The organism is Stenotrophomonas sp. STK17_22 (genome assembly GCF_051983905.1).
Classification (GTDB): Bacteria; Pseudomonadota; Gammaproteobacteria; order Xanthomonadales; family Xanthomonadaceae; genus Stenotrophomonas; species Stenotrophomonas maltophilia_A.
This window is the reverse complement of the sequence record NZ_CP197010.1, coordinates 1,573,462-1,597,820: the sequence shown is the minus strand read 5'-3', so window position 1 is coordinate 1,597,820 and position 24,359 is coordinate 1,573,462. Positions and strand designations below refer to the sequence as shown.

The 24,359-nt window shown below is 64.8% G+C and carries 23 protein-coding genes; 5 read left to right on the top strand and 18 right to left on the bottom strand.

What is annotated here, in order from left to right; genetic code table 11:
* Positions 1–4: 4 nt before the first annotated feature.
* The 9 genes from ACSYS9_RS07230 to grxD all read right to left on the bottom strand — a co-directional run bounded on the left by ACSYS9_RS07230 (position 5) and on the right by grxD (position 13,624).
* Complete coding sequence (locus ACSYS9_RS07230; protein WP_440568982.1) at positions 5–4,141, bottom strand: pilus assembly protein; 4,137 nt, start codon at positions 4,139–4,141, stop codon at positions 5–7.
* Positions 4,142–4,575: 434 nt separating this feature from the next.
* Positions 4,576–5,067, bottom strand: coding sequence for a pilus assembly PilX family protein (locus tag ACSYS9_RS07225; protein WP_071228388.1), 492 nt, complete (start codon positions 5,065–5,067; stop codon positions 4,576–4,578).
* A gap of 7 nt (positions 5,068–5,074) precedes the next feature.
* The gene (locus tag ACSYS9_RS07220) at positions 5,075–6,208 is read right to left on the bottom strand and encodes a PilW family protein (protein ID WP_081352316.1); all 1,134 of its coding nucleotides are present in this window, start codon (positions 6,206–6,208) and stop codon (positions 5,075–5,077) included.
* Between the two features lie 56 nt (positions 6,209–6,264).
* The gene (pilV, locus tag ACSYS9_RS07215) at positions 6,265–6,732 is read right to left on the bottom strand and encodes a type IV pilus modification protein PilV (RefSeq protein ID WP_010486096.1); all 468 of its coding nucleotides are present in this window, start codon (positions 6,730–6,732) and stop codon (positions 6,265–6,267) included.
* The gene (locus tag ACSYS9_RS07210; RefSeq protein WP_049412580.1) at positions 6,729–7,247 is read right to left on the bottom strand and encodes a GspH/FimT family pseudopilin; all 519 of its coding nucleotides are present in this window, start codon (positions 7,245–7,247) and stop codon (positions 6,729–6,731) included. Before ACSYS9_RS07210 ends, pilV begins: the two co-directional genes overlap by 4 nt.
* A 161-nt stretch (positions 7,248–7,408) precedes the next feature.
* Positions 7,409–8,797 (bottom strand): nucleotide 5'-monophosphate nucleosidase PpnN, encoded by a 1,389-nt coding sequence (gene ppnN, locus ACSYS9_RS07205; RefSeq protein ID WP_010486098.1) that lies wholly within the window; start codon positions 8,795–8,797, stop codon positions 7,409–7,411.
* Between the two features lie 252 nt (positions 8,798–9,049).
* Positions 9,050–12,298, bottom strand: a complete 3,249-nt coding sequence (locus ACSYS9_RS07200; RefSeq protein ID WP_081352304.1) for a TonB-dependent receptor — start codon at positions 12,296–12,298, stop codon at positions 9,050–9,052.
* A gap of 232 nt (positions 12,299–12,530) precedes the next feature.
* Positions 12,531–13,307, bottom strand: coding sequence for an SDR family NAD(P)-dependent oxidoreductase (locus tag ACSYS9_RS07195; protein ID WP_049399918.1), 777 nt, complete (start codon positions 13,305–13,307; stop codon positions 12,531–12,533).
* Positions 13,304–13,624, bottom strand: coding sequence for a Grx4 family monothiol glutaredoxin (gene grxD, locus ACSYS9_RS07190; protein WP_005408852.1), 321 nt, complete (start codon positions 13,622–13,624; stop codon positions 13,304–13,306). Before grxD ends, ACSYS9_RS07195 begins: the two co-directional genes overlap by 4 nt.
* Before the next feature lie 120 nt (positions 13,625–13,744).
* Here grxD and ACSYS9_RS07185 point away from each other — a divergent pair, with 120 nt between their 5' ends.
* Positions 13,745–14,323: a superoxide dismutase gene (locus ACSYS9_RS07185; RefSeq protein WP_071228391.1), complete on the top strand. Its 579-nt coding sequence runs from the start codon at positions 13,745–13,747 to the stop codon at positions 14,321–14,323.
* A gap of 114 nt (positions 14,324–14,437) precedes the next feature.
* Here ACSYS9_RS07185 and ACSYS9_RS07180 read toward each other — a convergent pair whose 3' ends face one another.
* From ACSYS9_RS07180 to purE, 3 genes are all read right to left on the bottom strand, one after another.
* Positions 14,438–14,779, bottom strand: coding sequence for a carboxymuconolactone decarboxylase family protein (locus ACSYS9_RS07180; RefSeq protein WP_004152082.1), 342 nt, complete (start codon positions 14,777–14,779; stop codon positions 14,438–14,440).
* A 112-nt stretch (positions 14,780–14,891) separates the two neighbouring features.
* Positions 14,892–16,040: a 5-(carboxyamino)imidazole ribonucleotide synthase gene (locus tag ACSYS9_RS07175; protein WP_032128885.1), complete on the bottom strand. Its 1,149-nt coding sequence runs from the start codon at positions 16,038–16,040 to the stop codon at positions 14,892–14,894.
* Positions 16,037–16,540: a 5-(carboxyamino)imidazole ribonucleotide mutase gene (gene purE / locus ACSYS9_RS07170; RefSeq protein WP_005412808.1), complete on the bottom strand. Its 504-nt coding sequence runs from the start codon at positions 16,538–16,540 to the stop codon at positions 16,037–16,039. Before purE ends, ACSYS9_RS07175 begins: the two co-directional genes overlap by 4 nt.
* Positions 16,541–16,598: 58 nt before the next feature.
* On the opposite strand from purE, the gene ACSYS9_RS07165 reads away from it, so the two are divergent.
* The 4 genes from ACSYS9_RS07165 to ACSYS9_RS07150 all read left to right on the top strand — a co-directional run bounded on the left by ACSYS9_RS07165 (position 16,599) and on the right by ACSYS9_RS07150 (position 19,211).
* Entirely contained in the window at positions 16,599–16,868 is a 270-nt protein-coding gene (locus ACSYS9_RS07165; RefSeq protein WP_071228392.1) for a Trm112 family protein, read from the top strand.
* Entirely contained in the window at positions 16,865–17,716 is an 852-nt protein-coding gene (gene nadC / locus ACSYS9_RS07160; RefSeq protein WP_071228393.1) for a carboxylating nicotinate-nucleotide diphosphorylase, read from the top strand. Before ACSYS9_RS07165 ends, nadC begins: the two co-directional genes overlap by 4 nt.
* 75 nt (positions 17,717–17,791) lie before the next feature.
* The gene (locus ACSYS9_RS07155; RefSeq protein WP_071228394.1) at positions 17,792–18,793 is read left to right on the top strand and encodes a DUF2272 domain-containing protein; all 1,002 of its coding nucleotides are present in this window, start codon (positions 17,792–17,794) and stop codon (positions 18,791–18,793) included.
* A gap of 67 nt (positions 18,794–18,860) precedes the next feature.
* The gene (locus ACSYS9_RS07150; protein ID WP_049423257.1) at positions 18,861–19,211 is read left to right on the top strand and encodes a DUF3301 domain-containing protein; all 351 of its coding nucleotides are present in this window, start codon (positions 18,861–18,863) and stop codon (positions 19,209–19,211) included.
* Positions 19,212–19,296: 85 nt separating this feature from the next.
* Here the strand turns inward: ACSYS9_RS07150 and ACSYS9_RS07145 are convergent, their stop codons facing one another.
* The 6 genes from ACSYS9_RS07145 to ACSYS9_RS07120 form a co-directional block, all read right to left on the bottom strand.
* Entirely contained in the window at positions 19,297–19,749 is a 453-nt protein-coding gene (locus ACSYS9_RS07145; protein ID WP_071228395.1) for a ClpXP protease specificity-enhancing factor, read from the bottom strand.
* 84 nt (positions 19,750–19,833) lie between these two features.
* Entirely contained in the window at positions 19,834–20,469 is a 636-nt protein-coding gene (locus ACSYS9_RS07140; RefSeq protein WP_005408842.1) for a glutathione S-transferase N-terminal domain-containing protein, read from the bottom strand.
* 134 nt (positions 20,470–20,603) lie between these two features.
* Positions 20,604–21,353 carry a cytochrome c1 gene (locus ACSYS9_RS07135; RefSeq protein ID WP_049423258.1) on the bottom strand — a complete coding sequence of 250 codons (750 nt, stop codon included), beginning with the start codon at positions 21,351–21,353 and terminating at the stop codon, positions 20,604–20,606.
* Positions 21,346–22,605 carry a cytochrome b gene (locus tag ACSYS9_RS07130; protein ID WP_071228396.1) on the bottom strand — a complete coding sequence of 420 codons (1,260 nt, stop codon included), beginning with the start codon at positions 22,603–22,605 and terminating at the stop codon, positions 21,346–21,348. The genes ACSYS9_RS07135 and ACSYS9_RS07130 overlap by 8 nt, the downstream gene beginning before the upstream one ends.
* On the bottom strand, positions 22,605–23,225 hold the full coding sequence (petA, locus tag ACSYS9_RS07125; RefSeq protein WP_049423262.1) for a ubiquinol-cytochrome c reductase iron-sulfur subunit: 621 nt from the start codon (positions 23,223–23,225) through the stop codon (positions 22,605–22,607). Before petA ends, ACSYS9_RS07130 begins: the two co-directional genes overlap by 1 nt.
* A 200-nt stretch (positions 23,226–23,425) precedes the next feature.
* On the bottom strand, positions 23,426–24,346 hold the full coding sequence (locus tag ACSYS9_RS07120; protein ID WP_071228397.1) for a lytic transglycosylase domain-containing protein: 921 nt from the start codon (positions 24,344–24,346) through the stop codon (positions 23,426–23,428).
* Positions 24,347–24,359 lie beyond the last annotated feature (13 nt).

Here is a 24,359-nt window from a genome sequence, read left to right as displayed (position 1 = left end):
GTCATCAGCGGATCTGCCGCCAGGACTGGCGACCGCAGGCACGCTGGCCGTATGCAGTATCCGCGCCCGGAGTGTTCAGCGTCACGATGCACCGGTCAATCGAACCATCGACCGAGCACTTCGGATCGCTGGGGTCGCAGCCCTTGCGCATCGATGTACTGACTTGTGTATCCAGCACAGGAGCCCCCGTCGCGACGTCGCCGCCGCGAGTCAACGCCCCGGCGCCACAATTCGCGCCACACAGCGGATCCCCCCCCACTTCGTCGGTGAGGCCGCCCATCGCGGGCTGGCCGGTGGCCATGTTCAGCCGATAGCGCCAGTTGACGCCACCACCTGTACCGCAGACGGACTGTCCAGGCACATACGTGGTGAACATCACCGTGCCACCCTGCAACGTCGGATATCCAAAGAAGCGCTCACCCTCCACCGTGGTATCCACGATCAGATCAACGTACCAGCCACGCTTTGTTGAATAGTCCACCGCGTTGCTGGATATGTCGCGGAATGCTGCACCATTGGCACTGATCGACTGCCCCACCAGCACGTCGCGGCTGGAGATCGCGTCGCTGAGGTTGTCCCATATTCCGTACAGCGTCTGCACAGGTGAATTGCGGGTAACGGCGTTGTCATCGGCGGTGAAATAACGACCGGTACCGAAGAACAGGCTGACGCCCCCACCCGGCCCCGCAGACGTCTGGATCGCTCCGGTGATCGGTTGCGCCACCGCGCTGCGCATGGCGGTGAACAGTGGTGTACCGCTGAGCGACACATTCCATGCCGTGGGGTCGCCCCCCCGCAGATCGAAGCGCCAGATGTTGCCCTGCATGTCACCACCGTACACGGTATCGGCCAGGCTGCTGCTGTTGTGCAGTGCCACCGCTGTGACGTGGTTGAGGCCATTGGCGATCGCGTACTTGCCCCCGCTCGGATACAGGCGCTTGAGTACCTCACCGCTCTGGATGTCGACCACATACAACACAGGACGGCCCGTACTCGAATTGACGCCGTTACCGAACAGTGCAACAAATCGCGGCGCGCCGTTCGGATCAGTGCCAGCGACAGGCACCACCACCGGCTTGCCGAACGCGAAGCCCATGTCCGATTCGGTCTTGCCGGAAATCTCCCACAGCACGTTGCCGCTGTTGAACGCCGTTGGATTGCTGATATCCAGCGCAAACACCGAGCCGTTACCGACTGCCGTGGCGGACGGGCCGCGCGTGGCACCGCCACCGCCGGTGGTCCCTACCAGTACCGTATGCCACGCCTCGCCGTAGTGGACGTCGGATGCCGTCAGTCCGCCGTCAACGTAGTAGCGATGGCCATAGGCAGGGTTGGCCAGTTCGGCCATGTGCTGCAGCGACGTGGAGGGAATGTAGGCGAACTGTTCAGTGCCGGCCGCGGTTCCGGTGCCGGCATTGAATCCGTGCAGCATGCCGTCGTTGGCCCCGACATAGACCATCGAGGGCGGGCCGCCAGACGCAGTCTTCGATGTCAGATAGGCCTTGTAGCGGGTACCCAGTGTGGTCTTCCAGCCTATCCCGCCCTGCTCCTTCCAGGATGTATAGCCGTAGTCATCCCGGGTGGAAACAATCTCAACACTGGAATTGACGATGTCGCCGAGCAGTACACTGCGCGGACGGAACCCGCTGACCGGTGAACCACGCAGATAGCTGACGAGATCGGCAACCGTATGCGAACCGAACCAATTGGGAACGGTATTGAGCCCCAGGTTGCCCAGTTTCTCGGCGCGGTCGCGGCCGGGAATGTTGTCCGCAGTGAAATCTGCCGCTGCTACAGGAATCAACTGATTGGACTTGTTCACAGAAGTCGGCGCAGTCGACACCACGATATTGCGGCCCGAAGCGCTCATCCTGGTCGACGCCCGCCACAGCTCAGGGCCAACTTCGCCATTGGAGAGGGTCTGACGGGCGATGAGATCGCCAGTCCAGTCATTGGATCCCGACGGTACCGTGTAGTGCGCCGAGACGGTGAAGGAACCTGCGTTGACCCGGGCGCCAGTCGCGCTGCCCCCCACCGGCGCCTCGCCCGCGGCAGCACTGTCGAAGATCGACTCCAGCGCAGACTTCAGCTTGGCCGGATTGCGCGCCAGGAAATAGTTGTCCGGCACGCCAGGCACCTTGCTGTCCCATTTCTTGCCAGCCGGCACGCCATACTTGGCGGCGTACCACAGCGGGCTCTCCAACTGATTGGCCTGGCCGCTTCCCAGGCGGTAGCGCAGGACAATGGCACCTGTCCATTCTGCCGGAGGAGCCGAGGTGGTCGTCAGCACCGAACCGTTCTTGTCGCCGGGCCGCAGTACCAGTCGCTGCACGTTGTCGGCCGCGTTCGAACCCACGATCGTGTAGCCGGTGAGCATCGCGTTGCCGGCATAGGCAGAAAGATTCTCAATGCGGACCAGCACCTCATCGCTGCCCACGGTATTGCGTACAGCATTGTTGCTGCACTCCGCACTGCTGGAGCGCCAGCAGATGTTGCGGAAATTCGTGTTGTCGCCGTCGTTGCAGGTAGCGCCCACGCAGTAGCTGAGCATGGAGACAACGTCGTTGTCGTGGTCATTGCCCCACAACGAGTCTTCCCATACCAGCGAGAAACTGCCAGCCTTGCCGTCTGCGCGATAAGTTCGTCCATAGACGAAATTCGGCGAGACCGTAGACTGTTTGGTGCCGATACCAACAGAACCGAGGAAGCAACTGCGCCAGCCATTGCTGGTGATTTTTGCCGTACCGGTATTGTTGGCCTGGCACAGTGGGGCCAGGGTGATCTTGCCGTTGCCCACCGGAATCTCGAACTTGGGCAGGCTCTCAGCCATGGCCACGGTATAGGTGGTCGCAGTGAGCTTGTAGGTATCCGGCTTGTTCTGCACGCCCGGACGAAGGTCGGTCTCGGCCGCGGCCTTTGACAAGCCCGCCATCAGGTAGCTGCCTTCCGTGGAAGGCACATCCGGGCAGATGCCACGCACCAGCGACAGGCCAGTAACCTTGGCCGCGCGACAGATGTCCTCATGGGTATTGATCGAGGCATAGCGCTCGGTCAGGCCGACGCGGCCAGCCATGTAACTGCCACCAGTAATGCCTTCAAGATTGCCGATCGCATCCGTTGCCGACGCCGCAGGTGCCAGGCCATTGATCGACCCGATGTTGTCGCTATCGAACGACGGCAGGCCTGAGGACATCACCAGGATGTTGCAGGTGGCGCAGTAGGAGTTGCCGCCATCGTTCGGGGAGCGGTAGGGATCCTTCCAGGCAACCGCATTGGGCAGCCCGCTCAGGTCTCCGGACGCACTGTAGATGCCCTTGGTTTCACCCTTGATGTAGCGCACAGCTTCGGCATACATCTCGGCCAGGGGATTGCCCCAGGCACTGCACTTCTTCGAGGCATTGCCCGGATCGGTCAGATTACCTCTGTCACCGAAGCCCTGTCGGTTGAGGATGCTGTAGTCGTTGCAGTCATTCCAGTTATTGCTCCAGTTCCACTGGTCGATACGGAAGTTGGAGATGGTATTGATGATGCCTTCCGCACCACCGGACAAGCTGTTACAGAACTGACCGTTGGACAGGTTGATTTCGTCGCCGGCCGCACAGAATCCGGTGCCGTTGCCTGCGATCTTTCCGATGTTCCGCCGCACCACGCCACCATCGCGCGGATTGACATAGGTACCCGTGACCAGACCGAAGCGAAGACGGCCGCTTTCGCCATACGACTGCAGCAGCCCAGCCGGTTTCAGATAGTCCCTTGTGCCATCGTTGTACTTGCGGCAGAACGCCTCCGGGAAAGCTCCGCTGCCACTGGCGCAGACCTCAACCCGGACGTTGAAGTTGGTGGCAGAGCCAGGTGAATCAGCCTTGCCTTCATCGCTTCGGCCGGTGATGCACTGGCGGCTGGCGGTGGCCGCCCACTCGCCCCAGTTGCCCGACGCAGCGCGCATCAGCGGTGCACCACCGGATTCGATGGTGGCGTTGCAGAAGGACATGGTGGTCTTGTACGGGGTGAAACTGTTGATATCACTGCCGCTGTATACCTTTACCCACGCGTGCAGATCGTTGGGGATCTGCGCGCGCTCCAGCACGGTGCTGGCGGCGCTGTCGGTGATGCGATGGCCGCCGTACAGCACGTAGCGCATCACGTCCAGGCGACTCATCGTTGCCCAGTTCAGGAAATTGCCGGACCAGCTTCCACCGCAGCTGTGCTTCCAGGTGCCGCCGGCCTGTGCACTGGCCTTGAACTGGCCGCTGGCGTAGGAATAGCAGAGGTTGGAATCGAAGTAACCGGAGTAATCGAACTTGTCCTGGTATGTGGTGTCGAGGGTGCCATCCTCATCCAGGTCGCTGTAATCGCTGTAGGCCTTGTTGAACAGCTGCTCGTCGCGCGACATCACCATCATCATCAGCGGCGGCTGGGTCTTCTTGCTGTACAACGGCTCCTGCGCGATGTCGTAGTCGCCAAGCGCAGCGAACAGCGGGTAGACCAACGCCCCCACCCCAGCCAGCACGGCAACGGCAGCGCCCGCGCGCAGCCAGGGAGTCGAGACGATGCGGGAGAAGCGGCGCGAAGTGTTCATGGAATGAAGATCGTATCGATGACAGCGCTGGAAGATGGATTGGCCGGATCGTCACTGGCCAGGACGGTGATCTGGTAGATGTTTTCGGTCTCTTCGTTCTTCCGGCCCCCGAGGCCGGTCCCTCCGCCGCCCATCACGCACTTATCAAGGCGCCGGGTATGGAATGCCGCAGCCGCAGTCTTGCCATCGGCCCAGGTTGCCGGGTCGAATACCGGACTGCATTCTTCCTGGTTGGCCTCGAAAACGCCGCCGCTTTCGATGGCTGTCTTGATGGCCGCCTCCTGGGTACGCACGTCGGCTTCAGCGTTCTGGAACGCCTGATTGGAACGCAGGTAGTTGGCCGCCATGCGCTCCTGCATACCGGTAACCTGCATGCCGGCGATGCCGATAAGAGCCAGCAGGATCAACATAATCAGGGCGACATACAGCACAGCGCCTCGCTGCTGCCGGCGTGCTGTGAAGGAAGGAAGACGCGGGCGTGTGTACATGCGAGCCTCAGTTGCCAAAGAGGCGGTTGCGAAGGGCGATGGTGGTTTGATAGACAGCGCGCATGCGACCGTCTGCCGGCGTCGTGAACGTCACGCCCAGCGAAGTGAGCGCAGCGTTCTGGTCGGCCTGCGGCGCCGCCGATGGATCCGGACTGGACATCACCATCCCCAGCTGCACGGCGCCGACACGACGCCAACCATTCGCGGCCGGATTGGTAGACCCCTGCACCGTTTCGGCAGTGCCCTGGCGATCAATGAAACCGGTTGGATAAACGTCGGTAAGCCCGCGGTCCTGGCCATACAACAACTGCATGTTTTCTACGCCCTCCACCAGTGCCTCCGGCGCATTGGCCACCAGCGCGCCATTGGGGATGGCGGTGAAGCGCACGCGATACAACGAAGAACGGGCAATGGCGGCGTCATAGCCGATGTAGTACAGCGCGCTTTCTGCACGGTGCAGCATCGCCTGACCGGTGGTGACCGGACGGGTGAAGTTCCCTGCATTGTTCGGCGCATCCCCAAAGGTGACGGTGCCGGCGCCCTTGTCCACCGCGCGCGCCTGGAAGATCGTGACGCTGGCGCAGTCGGCCGCACCATACAGCCCCGGGTTGGAGACACCACTCTGCAGTACCGCAAGGCGCGCTTTGTCAAAACTGAAAATCGGCTTGCCTGGAACGCCGCCAATGGCGGTGATCGGCACACCATCCGGCATCAGGTAACGCAGCACCACGATGTCGCTGCCATTGACTCGGTTGGGCATGGCCGCAGCAAACTCGGCAGGCAGCGCGGGCTTGTAGTCGGTTCCGCCGGTTGCGGGTGCGGCTGTCAGGGTAACCGCCGCTCCCGGCGCGGTTCCGGTAGCTTCAAAGCCCTGGATCGATGTCTGGAAGTCCAGCGCCGGATGCGGAGCCGTTGCGAAGGTACTGAACAGCGAGGCATTGTCCGGTGTATTTCGTCCCTGGTCATTGACACAGCCGAAATGCCCGGCCATGCGAAGTTCGCGTTGCAGGGCATCCATCGCGAAGCGACTGTTTTCCTGCACCCGCGCCAGGCCATCGGACAGCTGGTAGGCCGCCCTCGATGCTGCAAACACCTGCACCACGCCGAGCATGACGATCACACCAATGGCCAGTGCGATCATCAGCTCAACCATGGAAAGACCCGACATGTGTCGGGATGAAGAGCATGAGGCGCGCATCACAAGCCACTCCTGGCAGTGAACGTGGTGTCACCGGCATCGGCATTCCAGCGCTCATCCCCCCAGCTCACGCTGACCGAGTACTGGTCACCGTTCCGGGTTACTTTCCCCGTAGCGCCGTCGCCCAGCGCCTTGCCCAGGCGGCACCTCCAATCCAGGGTGAAGGCGTCTTTGCTGATGTCCTTGCCGGTGGGAGGTAAGCAGTTCTTGCTGGACGTGGTGGCGGTATAGTCGCCGACATAGACCGGCGCCATCTTCCGATTCACCCGCAGCTGGTCCAGCATCTCGTAGGTCAGATTGGTCGCCTGGGTGCGGTAGTTGGCACTCTGGACGAAGCGCACGTTCATGGTCTGCATCAGCGCGAAACCGAGCAGGCCAACGCCAAGCACGAGAATGGCGATCAGCACTTCGATCAGACTGAAGCCCCCTTGCACGCCGCGCGGGGAACGGGATCGGGACGGCCTCACTTGCAATCCTCCTTTAACAGCCGGACCTGTCCGGTCGGCGAAATGCGCAACGTTCGTTGCAGCGGTTGCTTGCCGCAGGTGTCCGGGCGCAGGGTCAGGTCCAGCGATGCATTCGCGCGGTTGCGACCACGTGGGTCAAAACCCACGGACAGATCTGGCGTACCCGCCGTAGTCAGACCCGGCCGACCGGCGCTGTAGCGGAGCACGGTCTCCCCAGCGCTCAGCGCACCATCTCCATTGGTGTCCGCCCAGACCAGCCAGCCGTCAGCCCAGCTTTTGCCATCACATGTACTGCCCGCAGACGACGCACAGACACCCGCACCACGACGATTCTTTACCGCCTCGCTGCGGGCCAATGCGAGTGAAGCGATCAACTCGTTGCTCGCGGTAGCGATGCGATTGGATCGCAGGGTGCCCTGGAAACTGGGAAAGGCGATCGTGGCGAGCACGGCCAGGACCATGATCGTGACCATCAACTCAACCAGCGTAAAGCCGTTTTGCCGGCGCAAAGACATTGGACGCTCCCCAGCGTGTTGATGGCCACGATGGGCCATCGTCCTGCCACCGGCAAGCGGCGGCAGGATGAACGGTCATTCCGGGGTGACGGGCGTCAACGCCTTGACGGCCCGCCCTCCCCCGCCTGTCCCGGCGCGATCCCCATCGCGCCGGCGCAGGCTCAGGCCAGCACCTGGTAGCAGGGCTGGTATTCGCCGGAGATCTTCATCCGGCGCTGTTCGACGAAGGCGCGCAGCAGCGCGTCCAGGGCCTGCATCATGTCCGGGTCACCATGGATCTGGAACGGCCCGAACTGCTCGATGCGGCGCATGCCGTCTTCCTTCACGTTGCCGGCAACGATGCCCGAGAACGCCCGGCGCAGGTCGGCCGCCAGCGCGTGCGGGGCACGTCCGTGGTGCAGGTCCAGCGCGGCCATTGCCTCGTGGGTCGGCACGAACGGCTGCTGGTACTCCCACGGAATCTCGATCGACCAGTTGAAGAAGAACGAGTCCTTCTGTGCCAGGCGGTGCTCACGCACGCGCTTGATGCCGTTGGCCATCTTCTTGGCCACCGCCACCGGGTCGCCAATGACGATCTCGTAGCGCTCGGCGGCCGCATCGCCCAGGGTCAGGCGGATGAAGCGGTCGATCTGCTCGAAGTACGGCGCTGCCACCGTCGGGCCGGTCAGGATCAGCGGGAACGGCAGGTCCTTGTTTTCCTCGCGCAGCAGGATGCCGAGCAGGTACAGGATTTCCTCCGCGGTGCCGACGCCACCGGCGAACACGATGATGCCGTGGCCGATGCGGACGAAGGCCTCAAGGCGCTTCTCGATGTCCGGCATGATCACCAAGTGGTTGACGATCGGGTTCGGCGACTCGGCCGCGATGATGCCCGGCTCGGTCAGGCCGATGTAGCGCGTCACGGTGCGGCGCTGCTTGGCGTGGGCAATGGTGGCGCCCTTCATCGGGCCCTTCATCGCGCCTGGACCGCAGCCGGTGCAGATATCCAGGCCGCGCAGGCCCAGCTCGTAGCCCACCTGCTTGGTATACAGGTATTCGTCGCGCGAGATCGAATGGCCACCCCAGCACACGACCAGGTTCGGGTCGCCCGGGTTGAGGATGCGCGCATTGCGCAGCAGGCCGAACACCGCGTTGGTGATGCCCTCGGACGACTCCAGCTCGGCCGCGTAGGCCGGGCCCATCTCGATGGCCATGTAGGCCAGGTCACGCACCACCGCGAACAGCAGTTCGGCGACACCGCGGATGATCTCGCCGTCGACAAAGGCCATTGCCGGCGCATTGACCAGGTCGATACGCACGCCGCGATCCTGCTGCGCCACCTGGATGTCGAAATCGGGATACAGATCGCGCGCCGCGCGCGGATCGTCAGAGGCACTGCCGCTGGTCAGCACGGCCAGCGCGCAGCGGCGCAGCAGCTCGTGCATACCGCCGGCAGACGCATCGCGCAGGCGGGCCACTTCGGCCCGCGACAGCACATCCAGCCCACCGCGCGGGTAGATCCGCGCGTCCTGCACCGGCAGTGCACGGGCTGATTTTTCGTTCGTGGTCATGTCCAATTTTTCGCTTCCTTCAAGGTTTCCGACTGTACTGCCGCCCCCTTAAAAAGCAAAACGGCCGGGAAGCCCGACCGTTGGATGTGTGCTTCCCGCGTTCGCCTTTCCGGGACCGCATCGGCGGCGTTGGCACCGCGCACATTTCTGGATGCTACGCCGATGCCAGGTGACCTGCAAGAACTTTCGCCTGAACGGGAAACGGCCGGGTTTCCCCGGCCGTTTCCACTTACTGCTTCAGGCTCTGACGGATCAGAACTTGTACTTCACGGTCAGCTGCATCGACCAGCGCGACACGGCGGTGTTGCCCTTGTCGTTGTTGTTTTCCTGGACCGAGGAATCATCCGCGCCGGTGAACGAGTACACGTACTTGCCGGTGGCCGGATCGATACCTGCGAAGTTGCCCACGCGACGGGTGGCGTAGAAGCCGTAGTCGTCGATCAGGCCCCACTTCTTGTTGAGCAGGTTGCCGACATTCATGATGTCCAGCGCGATCTCACCCTTGTGGGTCTTCGCGAAGCCCGGGAACTCCTGGCTGATGCGGACATCGAAGCTGTTGACCCACTTGGCGCGGTGCTGGTTGGCCGGCACCGTGCTGCCACGGTAAGCATCGAGTTCCGGATTCTGCGCCAGCCAGTCGAAGAACTTCTGCTCCATGGTTGCACCACCCACGAAGATCACGTCGCCCGGGCCCTTCGGCACGTAGAACAGGTCGTTGCCGATTGCGCTGTCGCCGTTGGCATCGTTGTAGAACACGTAGCTGTACGGACGGCCCGAACGGCCTTCATAGAACAGACCGACGCGGGTGGCGTTGTCACCGAAGAAGTTGTGCTTCCACTCCAGGGTACCGGTGACACGGTCCTTGATCGCATAGCGCGAGTTGTACGCGATGTTCTCGTTGGCGTTCAGGATCTGGGTGTTGTTCCAGTTCGAGGTGTTCTGCGAGCTGGTCAGCGGGCTCACTTCCTTCGACTGGGTGTAGGTGTAACCCAGCGACCAGCCCCAGTTCTCGGTCAGCGGCTTGGCCAGCGAGAAGGTCGCCTGGCTGCCACGGCCCTTGTTGGTGTTGCGCAGGAGCAGCACGTCGCCGATGTTGTTCGGGCGGTAGTTGCGGTTCAGCACGCCGTTGGTGCCGTTCTCCATGCCCAGGTTGTCGCCGCTGCGGTTGTCGATCTTGCTGTTGGCCTGGTTCAGGCCCTTGTCGTTCCAGTAGATCTCACGACCGTCCTGTGCGGACACGAAGGTCGGGCCATTGCCCTTGCCATCGGTCAGGTCCAGGCGTTCGAAGTACAGGCCATCCTTGACCTTGGTGAACAGCAGTTCGGCCGATGCCACGATGCCGTACCACGGCAGTTCGTGATCGAAGGCCAGGTTGGCCTTCCACACCGACGGCAGGCGGGTGCCCGGGTTGATGATGTCGACGTTCTGGCGCGCAACGATACGCGACGGGTCCGGAATGAACGGATTGTCGGCATCGACGCTGAAGCCACCCGGATTACCCGGAACGTTGTACTCGACGTAGTTCAGGCCGGTGTTCTGGTAAGCACCTGCCAGCCACACGTTCGGGGCAGCGCCGCCGAACAGGCCCACGCCGCCTCGCAGCTGGGTCGGGCGATCGCTGTCGAAGGTGTAGTTGAAGCCGACACGCGGCTGGATCAGGCTCTTGTCCACCAGCTTGGTGTTGTTGTAACCATACAGCGTCTGGATGTCGGCGTTGTACTTGGTCTGGCTGGTGAAGTCCGGGATGTCCACGCGGACGCCGAACATCAGGCTCAGGTTGTAGTTGACCGCCCAGGTATCCTGGATGAACAGACCGGTGTTCTTCAGATGGAACTTGGCCGGAATGTCATCCAGGCTGCCGCCCGGACGCGGAACGCGCAGCTGGTAGCCGTTCGCGGTGCCCTTCAGGAACGAGGCCAGGTCACGGAAGTCATACGCGCCGTACAGGTTGCGGCCGTAGAAGTTCATCAGGTCGTTGTCGGTGTAATCGAAACCGAACTTGATGGTGTGGTCACCGACGTACCAGGTACCGGCACCGAAGGCGCTCAGTTCCTTCGACTCGACCAGGTTGGTGTGGGTGTTCTGCTCGGTACCCAGGTACAGCGAGTTGTTGCCGAAACGGACGCGCATCTGCGGCAGGTGCGAGGCAGCGACGCGGTTGGACGAGTAGTCCTTGTGCGAGATCTTGAACTCGGTCGAGAAGTTCTCGGACCAGTCGCTGAACAACTCACCCATCCAGGTTTCGTACTGGGTCGGCTGGGTGTACCAGAAATCGCTCAGCGAGAGTGCGCTGCTGCTGACCTGCGGGAAGCGGACGACGTCCTGCTTCATCTTGTTGTAGCGCAGGGCCGCACGGTGGTTCTCGTTGATGTTCCAGTCCAGCTTGACCGCGTACTCTTCGATCTCGGTCTTGTTGTTCAGGTCGCTGACGCTACCCACCGGATGACCCAGTTCCGCCATGCGCTTCTGCACGGCCGAGATGTCGGCGTCGCTGATGCCCCCCTTCGCCGGATCCTTGTTGTACGGGCTTTCGCTCAGGCTGACGCCGCCACCGCTACGCTCGTACTTTTCGTAGTTGGTGAAGAAGAACAGCTTGTCCTTGACGATCGGGCCGCCGAAGGTCATGCCGTAGGTCTTCTCGTCCTTGAAGCCGTTGAAGTCCGTACGATCACCTTCCAGGCGCGAACGGACCATGTCCTTGTCGCGGTACGAACCGTACACGGTGCCGTGGAACTCATTGGTACCCGACTTGGTCACGGCGTTGATCACCGCACCGGTACCACCAGCGATGGTGGTGTCGTAGTTGGCCAGGTCGATGTTGATTTCCTGGATGGCGTCCATCGACACCGGCTGACGCTCGGTCGGCAGGTTGTTGGAGCCCAGGCCGAACGGATCGGAGGCGCTGATGCCGTCGATGCGGATGGCGTTGTAACGGGTGTTCTGGCCACCGGCCGAGATCGCGCCGTCAGCCTTGCTGACCTGCGAGATGCGCGGATCCAGGCGGATATAGTCCTGGATGTTGCGGTTGGCCGACGGCAGCGCGTCCATCGTTTCGCGCGTCACGTTGGTGCCGCTGCCCATCTTGGTGGCGCTGAACAGGTCCAGGCCGCCGGCGGTGGCGACAACGTTCACGGCGTCCAGGTTGGTCGCGGCCAGATCACCGCCCAGATTGGCGTTGACCGTGTTGACCTGGTTCAGGTTCAGGAAGACACCCTCTTCGGTCTTGGTGCCTTCACCGGACTTGGTGATGGTGATGGTGTACGGGCCACCCACGCGCAGGCCGCGCGCGTTGTAGCGACCCGACGCATCGGTGGTGGCACGCGAAACGGTGCCCGACTCGGTGTGGGTGATGGTGACTTCAGCGCCGACCACAGGCTGGCCTGCGGCGGACATCACCTGGCCGCCGACACCGGCAGAGGTGCTCTGGGCGAAGGCGGGAGCGGCGGCGAGCGCAGCCACGAGACCAAGGGTGAGCTTGGACATCCGGAGTGGGTGGGTCATTTTTCGGTAGCCTCGATGCGAGTTGGCGATGGCGGAAAAAAAGCGCATCCAAACAGCCCTGCGGGTGGCTGGTCGGACATTTATCTGGGGTTCCCTACCGCTTGGCTGAAGGAAGCCACAACGGTTAACACTAGATTAACACGCTACGCCATCAATGTGACGGTTGTGCGACAAACGGCACCGGATCGCAACGCAATCGTGACGGGTTCTTCACTCCGCCTTTCCCCGGCGCTCACTCGGCCGGGGACGCCCCGCTGGCATCGAGAATCCGGCCGCGCCAGGTGGCGCCAGCACCGGACAACAGGGTCACGGCCGCAGCGGCGGCGGCCTCCGGGCCTTGGGCGGCCGGGTCCTGGTCGACGGAATACGCCCGGGCCCGCAGGGCTGTGCGCAGCGGGCCGGGGTACAGACCACTGACCCGTACCGGGCTGCGGCCGAGTTCGTCATGCAGGCTGGCGATCAGGCCACGCAGGCCATGCTGGGCCACACCGTAACCGCCCCAGTAAGCCTGCCCGACCCGGTCGGGGGCATCGACCGCAAACACCAGCGCCGCATCTTCGCGCTGCCGCAGCAGTGGCAGGCAGGCCTGGGCCAGCCAGGCCGGCGCGGTCAAGGTAACGTGCACCGCGCGGGCGAAACTGGCTGGGTCGGCCAGCTCGAACGGGGTCAGGCCCGGGAAGTGGGCGGCACAGACCAGCAGGCCGTCCAGCCGCCCCAGCTCGCGCTGCAGGGCCTGGGCCAGCTCGGCATAGTCGTCGGGGCCTGCGCCTTCCAGGTCCAACGGGTACAGCAGAGGTTCCGGGCCGACCGCCTGCACCTGGGCGTAGACACGGTCCAGGCGCCGCGGCTTGCGGCCCAGCAGGACCACGGTGGCCCCAGCGGCTGCAGCAGCCACTGCCGCAGCACTGCCCAGCCCACCACCGGCACCGGCGACCAGTACCACGCGATCCTGCAACGGGCGGCCATCGAGCGCCCCGTCGGTCGGTGACGTCGATGGCCAGGCACTCATCCCTGGGTCGCCTCTTCGACGATGCGCTTGAGCTCGCCGGCTTCGAACAGCTCCAGGACGATGTCGCAGCCGCCAATCAACTCACCGTTGATGAACAGCTGCGGGAAGGTCGGCAGGTTGGAAAAGCGCGGCAGGTTGGCGCGGATCTCGGGCTCTTCCAGCACGTTGACGGTGCGCAGGGTGACCGCGCCGGCCGCCATCAACGCCTGTACGGCGCGGCTGGAGAAGCCGCACATCGGGTATTGCGGGGTGCCCTTCATGAACAGCACGAGCGGGTAACGATCGACCTCGGCCTGGATTTGCTGCATTACCGCCACAACCACACTCCTTGCTTCGCCGGACAAACCGACCGTGGTGGTCGGCTAGACTGCCCACGGTAGCCGCCATTGTAAGCGGATGGAACCGGCTGCCGCCGCCCCCTGGCCACGAACCTGTCCATGCCTGTCGAATTGCCTGCCCTGCCCTACCTCTCCGGCTCCCTGCAGCCGCACCTGTCCGCACAGACCGTGGAACTGCATCACGGCCGCCACCATCGCGCCTATGTCGATGCCGTCAACGCCGGCATCCTCGGCACCGAGTGGGAGGAAGCGTCACTGGAAGAGATCGTCCGCCACGCCCAGGGCACGCTGTTCGATGTCGCCGCCCAGGCCTGGAACCATGGCTTCTACTGGCAGTGCCTGCGCCCGCGCGGCGGCGGTGAGCCGCAGGGGCGGCTGGGCGAGCTGGTCAAGCGCCAGTTCGGCGACGTGCAGCGCCTGCGCGAGGAATTCAACCGCACCGCACTGGGCCTGTTCGGCTCGGGCTGGGTGTGGCTGGTGCAGCATCCGGGCGGGCAGCTGGGCCTGCAGGCCACCCGCAACGCCGGCACGCCATTGACCGGCGAAAGCACCCCGCTGCTGTGCTGCGACGTCTGGGAGCACGCTTACTACACCGACTACCAGAATGATCGCGCGCGCTATCTGGACGCGTTCTGGCAGATGGTCAACTGGGAATTCGCCGAGAGCCAGCTGCGCTGAGGCAGCGGCTCCGCCAAGGGGTAGTGCCGGCCGCTGGCCGGCATCCCCATCGGTGTACAGAGATGGCGAATCTGCCGGCCAGGGGCCGGCACTACCGGGAAACAGTACGGAGCTTCACGCGCTCTCGTGCGCGGCCACCGCGTCCATGACCCGCGCCGAGTACACCAGCGCGGCGCCTGCATTGAGCGACACTGCCACGCCCAGCGCCTCGGCGATTTCCTCGCGGCTGGCGCCGTGCTTCAGCGCTGCATCCACATGCACGGTGATGCAGCCGTCGCAGCGGGTGGTCACTGCCACGGCCAGCGCGATCAGCTCGCGGGTCTTGGCATCCAGGTGGTTGGTCTGCGCGCCGGCATTGGCCAGGGTGGCATAGCCCTTGACCGTATCCGGCGAGAGCTTGCCGATCTCGCCGATGCGGCCCTTCAGTTCCTTGCGGTAGGCATTCCAGTCGAGCATGGTCGTGACTCCTGTGAAAGGAGCTCCACGCTACCACCGGGAATGTTGCGCCGATGCCTGCACCGGCGCGCCACATCGTTGCATTGCCGGCCAGCGGCCGGCGCTACCGGGTTCAGCGGTTGCGCAGCGCGTGTACCGCCGGCGCCACCTGGGCCTGGCGACCCAGCTCCAGACCCACCTGGTCCAGTGCATCGGCCAGTGCATCAGCAGCATCATCGCGCAGCGTGGCATGACCAACCTTGCGGCCCTCACGCGGCTCCTTGCCGTAGTCGTGCCAGTGGCCGCTGGCCTGGGCCAGCACCGGCGCGGGGTCCGGCATCGCGCCCAGCCAGTTCAGCATGCAGGCATGGCCGAGCATGCGGGTGCTGCCCAGCGGCAGGCCCAGCACAGCGCGCAGGTGATTCTCGAACTGCGAGGTCTCGCTGCCTTCGATGGTCCAGTGGCCGGAGTTGTGCACGCGCGGCGCCATCTCGTTGGCCAACAGCTCGCCATCGCGGCAGAACAGCTCCAGCGCGAACACGCCGACATACTGCAGGTGCTCGGCGACGCGACGGGCATAGCCGATCGCGGCCTCGTGCTCGGCGGCCGACAACACGGCCGGCGCCACGCTGGCCGACAGCACGCCGTCTACGTGCCAGTTGCCGGTGACCGGCCAAGCCTCGAAGCTGCCATCGCGGCCACGCACGGCAACCACGCTGACCTCCCGCTGGAAGGCCACGAAGCCTTCCAGGATCAGACCAGTACGCTCGACCTGCGCACCCAGCGCATCCCATGCGGCATCGATGTCGGCCTCGCTGCGCAGGCGGAACTGACCCTTGCCGTCGTAACCGAGGCGGCGGGTCTTGAGGATGCACGGCAGACCGAACTCGGCAGCCTTCGCGGCCAACTCGTCACGGCTGCGGATGTCAGCGAAGGCCGGCAGCGGAATGCCCAGCTGCTGGAACAGGGTCTTCTCGCTCAACCGGTCCTGGGCCACGGCCAGTGCGGCCGGCGGCGGGTAGACCGGCACGCGGTCGGCCAGGAACTGCGCGCTGTCGGCCGGCACGTTCTCGAAATCGAACGTGACCACGTCGACCTTGGCCGCGAAATCCGCCAGCGCCTGGCGGTCATCGAAGGCACCGACGGTGAGCGGCGCCAGCGGGCCGCTGCAGGCGTCGGCTGCGGGGTCGTACAGTTCGAAGCGCAATCCCAGCGGCGCACCGGCCAGTACCATCATGCGGGCGAGCTGGCCGCCACCCAGAATGCCGACGGTCAGGCTCATTGGCGCGGATCGTCGTGGGCCATCACGTCTTCGGTCTGGCGTGCGCGGAACGCGTCGAGCGCCTGGCCGATCGCCGGCTGGTCACTGGCCAGCATTGCGGCGGCGAACAGCGCGGCGTTGGAGGCGCCGGCATTGCCGATGGCGAAGGTGGCGACCGGGATGCCGGCTGGCATCTGCACGATCGACAGCAGCGAATCCATGCCGTTGAGGGCCTTGGACTGCACCGGCACGCCCAGCACCGGAACGGCGGTCTTGGCGGCGATCATGCCCGGCAGGTGCGCGGCCCCGCCGGCACCGGCGATGATCGCGCGCAGGCCACGCGGGCCCGCCTGCTCGGCGTAACTGAACAACACATCCGGCGTCCGATGCGCGGACACTACCTTCACTTCGAACGGAACACCCAGAGCTTCAAGCTTCTGGGCGGCGTGCTGCATGGTTTCCCAGTCGGAACGGGAACCCATGACGATGCCGACAAGCGGCGCGATCGGGTTGGGGGTCATTGGCCGTCACCTGCCTTAAAGACGTATTCTAGCCATCTTCCACGCAAGACGAAGAACCATGGATCGCAAGCTGCTCGACCTGCTGGTGTCACCGGACACCCGCCAGCCCCTGTCCCTGCTGGATGGCAAGGGCCTGGAAGCCCTCAACAAGGCCATTTCCGCCGGCGCGGTGAACAAGGCCGATGGCAACTCGCTGGCGCAGCCGCTGCGCGAAGCGCTGGTCACCCGCGACCGCAAGCAGGTGTTCCGCGTTGACGATGGCATCCCGGTGCTGCTGGCCGAGGAAGCCATCCCCACCGCTCAGATCGCAGACTTCCCGGCCGCATGAGCACGCTGCCGACGCCGGATGCGGCCGTTGTCGCCGCCGATGTCGCGCGTGCGCTGGCCGAGGACCTGGGCAGCGGCGACGTCACCGCCGCCCTGCTGCCCGACCAGGCCGACAGCGCCTACCTGCTGTGCAAGCAGGACGGGGTGATCGCCGGCCGCCCCTGGTTCGACGCCACCCACCGCGCACTCGATCCGGACGTGCGCATCGAATGGCATGTCTCCGAGGGCGACACGGTCACCGCCGGCACCGTACTGGCGCTGCTGCACGGGCGCAGCCGCAGCCTGGTGAGCGCCGAGCGCACTTCGCTGAACTTCCTGCAGACGCTGTCCGGCACCGCCACGACCACCGCGCGCTACGTGGCGGCCGTGGCCGGCACCGGCACGCGCATCCTCGACACCCGCAAGACCCTGCCCGGCCTGCGCCTGGCGCAGAAGTACGCGGTGCGCTGCGGCGGTGGAGAGAACCATCGTTTCGGCCTGTACGACACGGTGATGCTGAAGGAAAACCACATCCGCGCTGCCGGTTCACTGGCCGCAGCCGTGGCTGCCGCACGCCGGCAATGGCCTGGGTTGCCGCTGGTGGTCGAGGTCGAGGATCTTGCGCAGCTGCGCCAGGCGCTGGAGGCTGGTTGCGAACGCATCCTGCTGGATGACTTCAGCCCCGACCTGCGCCGCGAGGCGGTGCGCATCACGGCGGGCCGCATTCCGCTGGAAGTGTCCGGCAGCGTGGGCCTGGGTGGCCTGCGTTCGATCGCCGAGGACGGCGTGGACTGCATCTCCATTGGCGGCCTGACAAAGCACGTGCAGGCGATTGATCTGTCGCTGAAGCTGGGCCCGCCGCCGGGCTGAGGCCTGACCCGGTTCTCACACCCGGCGTTCACGACAGCGCTGCGACGCTGCGGTCATCCCCCACAGGAGCCGCGCATGCGCCGGATGCTCTTGCCTGCCTGCCTGCTGCTGGCCGCAGCCCCCTTGTCCGCCGCGGCCGCCGAAGCCTGCGATGTGCCGCCCCGCTTCGGCCTGAGCCCGTTGGCGGTGGCCATCCGCAATACCGCCTGCAACGAGCACCGGCTGTGGTTCCGGCCCTTCATTGATCGCGATGGCCGCGCCGCCAGCCTCAGTGTCACCGAGGCCGAAAGCGATCACCTGGCCGACAACGGCCTGATCGCCTGGCAGCGCGTGGCCGGCTACTGGCGCAACAGCGGCACGCTCAACGCAATGGGCAGCATCGCCGGCGCCAACAGCTGCCTGGCACCGCTGGGTACGCGCTACACCGACAGCGACTGCCGCGCCTTCCTGGTCGACAACCCGTGGTCAGCCGCGTTCATTTCCTGGGTGATGGTGCAGTCCGGCGTTCCCGGCTTCAACACCTCGCCACGCCACATCGACTACATCCGTGCCGCGTACCAGGGCGGCCCCTCGGGCGTGCCGTACCGGTTGGTCGATCCCGCGACCGCAAAGCCCGCACCGGGCGACCTGCTGTGCTTCCTGCGCGACCGCAGCACCACGCTCAGCTACAGCGGGCTGGTGCAGGCACTGGGCAATGGCTCGGTGGGCCACTGGAAATCACATTGCGAAGTGGTGGTAGCGGCCAATCTTGGCGGCGACCAGACCCTGTACCTGGTCGGCGGCAACGTGATGAACACCGTGGCGATGCGGTTGCTGCCTCTGGACCGCACCGGACTGATCAAGCTGCCGCCCGCGCGCGAACGCAACAGCACCGGCATCGACCCCAGCTGCACGCCGGGCCGCGAGGACGAATGCAGCTTCAACCGGCAGGACTGGGCGGCGCTGCTGCAGTTGACCGCCACATCACCGCTGGTGATGCCCTCGCCCACTGCGACGCCGATGCAGCCCGCCCCGACACCGCAACCGGTCATCGTGCCCGCGCAACCGGTATCCGGCGAACCGCAGCCGCGGCGGTGAATCCAGCGCTTGATCCAGCGCTCGTTCGCCGCCATCTTTGCGGAATCGACCTCTGACGGCTGACGCCATGCCCACCCTGCTGCTGTTGCTGATTGCCGGCGGAATCATATACTTCTTCTGGAACGCTGCGCGTTCGGCCGCCGAGCGCGCGGTCGAGCTGGGACGCAATGCCTGCCGCGCAGCCGACGTGCAATGGCTGGACCAGGCGGTGCATGCCACCGGCCTGCGCCTGTCGCGCGGCGAGGATGGCCGGCTCGGTTTCGAGCGCACGTTCAAGTTCGAGTATTCCTACGATGGCATCGATCGCCACGTGGGCCGCATGGTGCTGCGCGGCGACCAGTTGATCTCGTTCACTGGCCCGGGCGCGGCGCGGATCAGCCAGATCCGGCCGGATGCGGAGGATGCCGAGGATGTCTAAGGGCTTTGAGTGCCGACCAACGGTCGGCACCCACCGGTAAATCCTGTAAAGGAAAACGCCGCCCATCGGGGCGGCGTCAGAGGGATTACTTGACCACGCGCAGGTTCGGGCGCCCCTTCGGCGGCGGACTGGCCGGCGGCGTATCGTCCGGCGGCGTGCCTTCCTCGTGCAGCAGCTCGTCGCTGGTCGGCGCGGTTTCGTTGCCCGGAATGTCATCCGGCAATGCCATGCCCTGCCCGGTCTCGCGGGCGTAGACGGCCAGCACGGCGCTGATCGGCACCTGCACCGGGTAGCTGGTGCCGGAGAAGCGCGCCGAGAAGCTCACCATCTCGTTGTCGATCATCAGCCGCACGACAGCGCGTTCAGCGATGTTGAGCACAACCCGGCCATCCTTGACCGCCGAAGGCGGGACCTGCACGCCGGGGACGCCGGCGTCGACCAGGATGTGCGGGGTCAGCTGGTTGTCGTTGATCCATTCCACCAGCGCCCGCAGCAGGTACGGGCGGTGGCTGCTCATGTGGAAGAAGTCTTCGGTCATGCGTGAAGTGTACGCGCCCGGCGCCCCGCCGGGGCGGATCGCCTGCACGCCGGTCGGCGTGCAGACGGGTAATGCGGGGCCGGATCAGACCGGCAGATCGCGCAGTTTCTTTTCCTGATCGGTCAGGCTGCGGACGAAACCGGGATGGCGGAAGATGCGGTTGCCGTAGTCCTCGATCGCCTTGCCGTCCTTCGGCAGCGGCACGTCCAGCGACTGCAGGCGCCAGATGATCGGCGCCATCGCGCAGTCGGCCAGGCTCATTTCCGGGTTGAGGAAGAACTTGCTGGCCTTGAACAGCGGCAGCGAGGCGGTCAGCAACTCCTTCAGGCGCTTGCGGCCGGCCTCGGCCTGGGTCTTGTTGCCCAGCTGGATGGCCTGCACCTGCGGTACCCAGTCGTGCTCGATGCGCAGCATGGCCAGGCGGATGCGCGCACGCGACAGCGGATCGACCGGCATCAGTGGCGGATGCGGATAGCGCTCGTCCAGGTATTCGCTGACCACCGACGCCGCGTACAGCACCAGCTCGCGCTCGACCAGGGTCGGCACCGAGTGGTACGGATTGAGATCGATCAGGTCTTCAGGCGGGTTCTGCGGATCGACCGGAACGAAGTCGAACGTGACCCCTTTCGCCGCCAGCACCAGACGTACACGGTGGCACAGCACATCGTCGTTCGAGGAAAACAGCGTCAGTGTATTGCGCATGCGTACGCTCGCCGCCATCAAAGGCTCTCCCACGACAGGAGACCGCCTGCCGCATCGGCGCCGCCGGCACCGTGCCAGCGGTCGACTCCTCCCCGAGTGTGCAACCGACCATCACAAAAGCCAATAGGCCCATGCAATGGTCGGCGGCAGAATCAGTGAACGTCCTTCCAGTATTCCTTCTTCAGCAGGTACAGCAGGAAGGTCAACAGGGCCAGGAACAGGATCACCCACACGCCCAACTGCTGGCGCTTGAGCGCGGCCGGTTCACCGGCGTATTCGAGGAAGTTGGTGATGTCCCGCACGGCCTGGTCGTACTGGCCGGCATCCACCGAACCGGGCGTTTCGATGCGCAGGCCGGTCACCGGCGGGTCCATGCCGGGGGCCTCGGGCTTGCCATGCACGGCATGCTGCAGGCCCTGCATTTCCCACAGCGGGTTGGGCATGGAGGCGTTCGCGAACAACGCGTTGTTCCAGCCCAGCGGCCGGCTGGTATCAAGGTAGAACGACTTGAGATAGGTGTAGACCCAGTCACTGCCACGCACGCGCGAAATCAGGCTGAGGTCCGGCGGCATCTTGCCGAACCACTTCTCGGCGTTCTCCTTGGGCATCGCCACCGGGATCGGGTCGCCGATCGCCGAGCCGGTGAAGTTGAGGTTGTTCATCACCTCTTCTTCGGTCAGCCCCAGGTCCTGCGCCATCCGCGAATAGCGCAGGTACTTCAGCGCATGGCAGCCGGAGCAGTAGTTCATGTACAGCTGTGCGCCGCGCTGCAGCGAGGCGCGGTCACCGAGGTCGTTGCCGGCCTGCAGCAGCTTGGCGCCGCCCTCGGCGGCGGAGGCCAGGAAACTGCCCAGCATCAAGGTGGCCGCCAGGGCCAGTCGGACCATCCAGCGCTCAGTCATGCGTGGTCACCCTCTCCGGTACCGGCTTGGTCTTGTCCAACCTTGTCCATAGCGGCATGGTGATGAAGAACGCGAAGTACAGGAAGGTCAGCACCCGCCCGATGTAGGTCTCGTGCACGTCGGTACCCGGGCCGGAGCCGATCACGCCCAGCCAGACGAAGCACACCGCCAGTACACCCAGCATCACCTTCGAGATCCAGCCGCGGTAGCGCACCGATTTCACCTTCGCCTTGTCCAGCCACGGCACCAGGAACAGGATCGCGATGGCCGAGAACATCACCAGCACGCCGCCCAGCTTGTTCGGCACCACGCGCAACATCGCGTAGTACGGCGTGTAGTACCAGACCGGCTTGATGTGCTCCGGGGTCACCAGGCGGTTGGCCTCGGTGAAGTTGTCGTGCTCCAGGAACAGGCCGCCGAAACCGGGCGCGAAGAAGATGATGAAGGCGGCGATGATCAGCAGGAAGCCGGCGCCGACGCCATCCTTGAGCGTGTAATAGGGATGGAACGGAATGCCGTCGGCCGGGGCGTTCGGCGACCAGCGGTTGCCCTTCGGCCCCTTCTTGATCTCCACGCCATCGGGATTGTTCGAACCCACTTCGTGCAGCGCGCCCAGGTGCAGCACCACCAGCAGCAACAGCACCAGCGGCAATGCGATGACATGCAGCGCGAAGAAGCGGTTGAGCGTGGCGTCACTGGGCAGGTAGTCGCCCATGATCCACTCGGTCAGGCCGTTGCCGATCACCGGTATCGCGCCGAACAGCGAGATGATGACCTTGGCGCCCCAGAACGACATCTGGCCCCATGGCAGCACGTAGCCCATGAAGGCTTCGGCCATCAGCACCAGGTAGATCAGCATGCCCAGGATCCACACCAGCTCGCGCGGCTTCTGGTAACTGCCGTACAGCAGGCCGCGGAACATGTGCAGGTAGACCACGATGAAGAACAGCGAGGCCCCGGTGGAGTGCATGTAGCGGATCAGCCAGCCCCACTCCACATCACGCATGATGTATTCGATGGAACCGAACGCCTCGGCGGCGTTGGTCTTGTAGTGCATCGTCAGGAAGATGCCGGTGACGATCTGGTTGACCAGCACCAGCAGCGCCAGCGAACCGAAGTAGTACCAGATGTTGAAGTTCTTCGGCGCGTAATACTCGCTGACGTGCTTGCGGTAGACCGGCATCAGGCCCGGCGCGCGGGTATTGACCCAGTCGGCGACGCCGCTGGCGGTACGGCTGAGGATATTGGCCATCAGGCAGCCCCCTGCGGATCGACACCGATGATGATGGTGTTGTCGTCCTGGTAGTGGTGCGCGGGCACCTTCAGGTTGATCGGCGCCGGCACGTCCTTGAAGACGCGGCCGGACATGTCGAAACGCGACTTGTGGCACGGGCAGAAGTAACCGCCCTTCCACTGCGGATCGTAGGGCTCGGGCCGGATCTCGGCGACCATTTCCGGCGAGCAGCCCAGGTGCGTGCACAGCCCGACCAGCACGGAGATCTCCGGCTTGATCGAGCGCAGCTCGGGGTTCTGCTTCAGCACGTACTCCGGCTGCTGGTCCTTCTCGCCGGACTCGGGGTCCTTGAGACGGCCGTCCAGCCCGTGCAGCGCATCGAGGATCGCCTTGGACCGTTTGACGATCCAGATCGGCTGGCCACGCCATTCCACGATCAGGCGTTGGCCTTCCTGCAGGGCGCTGATGTCGGCCACCACCGGTGCGCCGGCAAGCTTGGCGCGGGCACTGGGATTCCAGGATTTGATGAAAGGAACTGCGGTGAATCCGACGCCGACGGCGCCCACCACGGCTGTGGTGGCAGAAAGAAAACGCCGACGTCCGGTGTTGACTGGATCGTGTACCCCATCGTTGGCCATCCGGCACTCCGATATTGATTAGGTAGCTTTAAGGCTGCCAGCGGATCCGGTGGGGGCCAGAGCCGCATTGAATCACGGTCGAGTGTAGCTGAACCGTCGCGCGCCACACAACGCATTGCAACAATATTGATTGCGGGGTTGCCGGCCAGCGGCCGGTCGGTACCGGCCATTGCCCAGCGGTTGCCGGCCAGCGGCCGACACTACTGGTGCGTCAATGCGGTGCGGTAACGCTCCGCCAGCTGCCCGACCCGGCGCACGTAGTACTGCGTCTCGCTGTAGGGCGGCACGCCGCCGTGGCGATCGACCGCACCTTCGCCGGCGTTGTAGCCCGCCGCCGCCAGGGTCAGGTCGCCATTGAAGCGTTTCAGCAGCCATGCAAGATACTGCACGCCGCCACGGATATTCTGCCCGGCGTCGTAGGAGTCACTGACCCCGAAGCGGGCAGCGGTTGGCGGCATCAGCTGCATCAGGCCCTGCGCACCCGCGCGGCTGAGCGCGGTTGGGTTGTAGGCCGACTCGGCATGGATGATCGCGCGCACCACGGCCTCTTCCACGCCGAACTCGCGCGCGGCCGAGCTGATCTCGCCCTGGAAAGCCGTGGTGTTCAGGCGCACCGTGCCGAAGTCCACGCGCGGATTGACGCCGCAGGCGTAGCAACGCTCCATGAAACTGTAGCGGATGGTCCGTACCGGACCGAGGTTGGCCACCTGGGTCGGGCGCGCACTGGTGTAGTGGCGCACGCCGTCCTTCATGAAGGAATAGACCTGACCGCTGACCATGCGACCGGCGCGCGACGCGACCGGCTGCGCGGGTACGGATGCGGGTACGGACGCGGGCGCGAGCGTTGCCGGCGCTGCGGCACCGGCGGCAACGGCCCCCGGATTGCGTTCGATGCTGGCCACCGTGGTCGGCGCCGGCCTGGGCGCGGCCACTACCGGGCGCGGCGCCGGACGGGTGTCACGGCTGTAGCTGATGGTGCTGCAGCGCGCACCGGCCACCCGCTTGCTCACATAACTGGTGACGCCGTCAGGGCCCTGGCACTTGTACAGGGTTCCGGCGCTGGCCGGCGCAGCGGCCAGCGCAGCGATGATGATCGCCGTTGTCCCCAGTATCCCCTTCATGGCGGCGAGTGTC

Excerpts from the sequence above, each read along its gene's own strand:
- ACSYS9_RS07230 (WP_440568982.1), bottom strand. The coding sequence starts at position 4,141 with ATGCGCTACGTGCTGTACGGCGGCCATCGCATCACCGACAGCGCCGCC.
- ACSYS9_RS07225 (WP_071228388.1), bottom strand. The coding sequence starts at position 5,067 with ATGTACACACGCCCGCGTCTTCCTTCCTTCACAGCACGCCGGCAGCAG.
- ACSYS9_RS07220 (WP_081352316.1), bottom strand. The coding sequence starts at position 6,208 with ATGATCGCACTGGCCATTGGTGTGATCGTCATGCTCGGCGTGGTGCAG.
- ACSYS9_RS07210 (WP_049412580.1), bottom strand. The coding sequence starts at position 7,247 with ATGTCTTTGCGCCGGCAAAACGGCTTTACGCTGGTTGAGTTGATGGTC.
- ppnN (WP_010486098.1), bottom strand. The coding sequence starts at position 8,797 with ATGACCACGAACGAAAAATCAGCCCGTGCACTGCCGGTGCAGGACGCG.
- ACSYS9_RS07200 (WP_081352304.1), bottom strand. The coding sequence starts at position 12,298 with ATGACCCACCCACTCCGGATGTCCAAGCTCACCCTTGGTCTCGTGGCT.
- ACSYS9_RS07195 (WP_049399918.1), bottom strand. The coding sequence starts at position 13,307 with ATGAGTGCCTGGCCATCGACGTCACCGACCGACGGGGCGCTCGATGGC.
- ACSYS9_RS07185 (WP_071228391.1), top strand. The coding sequence starts at position 13,745 with ATGCCTGTCGAATTGCCTGCCCTGCCCTACCTCTCCGGCTCCCTGCAG.
- ACSYS9_RS07180 (WP_004152082.1), bottom strand. The coding sequence starts at position 14,779 with ATGCTCGACTGGAATGCCTACCGCAAGGAACTGAAGGGCCGCATCGGC.
- ACSYS9_RS07175 (WP_032128885.1), bottom strand. The coding sequence starts at position 16,040 with ATGAGCCTGACCGTCGGCATTCTGGGTGGCGGCCAGCTCGCCCGCATG.
- purE (WP_005412808.1), bottom strand. The coding sequence starts at position 16,540 with ATGACCCCCAACCCGATCGCGCCGCTTGTCGGCATCGTCATGGGTTCC.
- ACSYS9_RS07165 (WP_071228392.1), top strand. The coding sequence starts at position 16,599 with ATGGATCGCAAGCTGCTCGACCTGCTGGTGTCACCGGACACCCGCCAG.
- nadC (WP_071228393.1), top strand. The coding sequence starts at position 16,865 with ATGAGCACGCTGCCGACGCCGGATGCGGCCGTTGTCGCCGCCGATGTC.
- ACSYS9_RS07155 (WP_071228394.1), top strand. The coding sequence starts at position 17,792 with ATGCGCCGGATGCTCTTGCCTGCCTGCCTGCTGCTGGCCGCAGCCCCC.
- ACSYS9_RS07150 (WP_049423257.1), top strand. The coding sequence starts at position 18,861 with ATGCCCACCCTGCTGCTGTTGCTGATTGCCGGCGGAATCATATACTTC.
- ACSYS9_RS07145 (WP_071228395.1), bottom strand. The coding sequence starts at position 19,749 with ATGACCGAAGACTTCTTCCACATGAGCAGCCACCGCCCGTACCTGCTG.
- ACSYS9_RS07140 (WP_005408842.1), bottom strand. The coding sequence starts at position 20,469 with ATGGCGGCGAGCGTACGCATGCGCAATACACTGACGCTGTTTTCCTCG.
- ACSYS9_RS07135 (WP_049423258.1), bottom strand. The coding sequence starts at position 21,353 with ATGACTGAGCGCTGGATGGTCCGACTGGCCCTGGCGGCCACCTTGATG.
- ACSYS9_RS07130 (WP_071228396.1), bottom strand. The coding sequence starts at position 22,605 with ATGGCCAATATCCTCAGCCGTACCGCCAGCGGCGTCGCCGACTGGGTC.
- petA (WP_049423262.1), bottom strand. The coding sequence starts at position 23,225 with ATGGCCAACGATGGGGTACACGATCCAGTCAACACCGGACGTCGGCGT.
- ACSYS9_RS07120 (WP_071228397.1), bottom strand. The coding sequence starts at position 24,346 with ATGAAGGGGATACTGGGGACAACGGCGATCATCATCGCTGCGCTGGCC.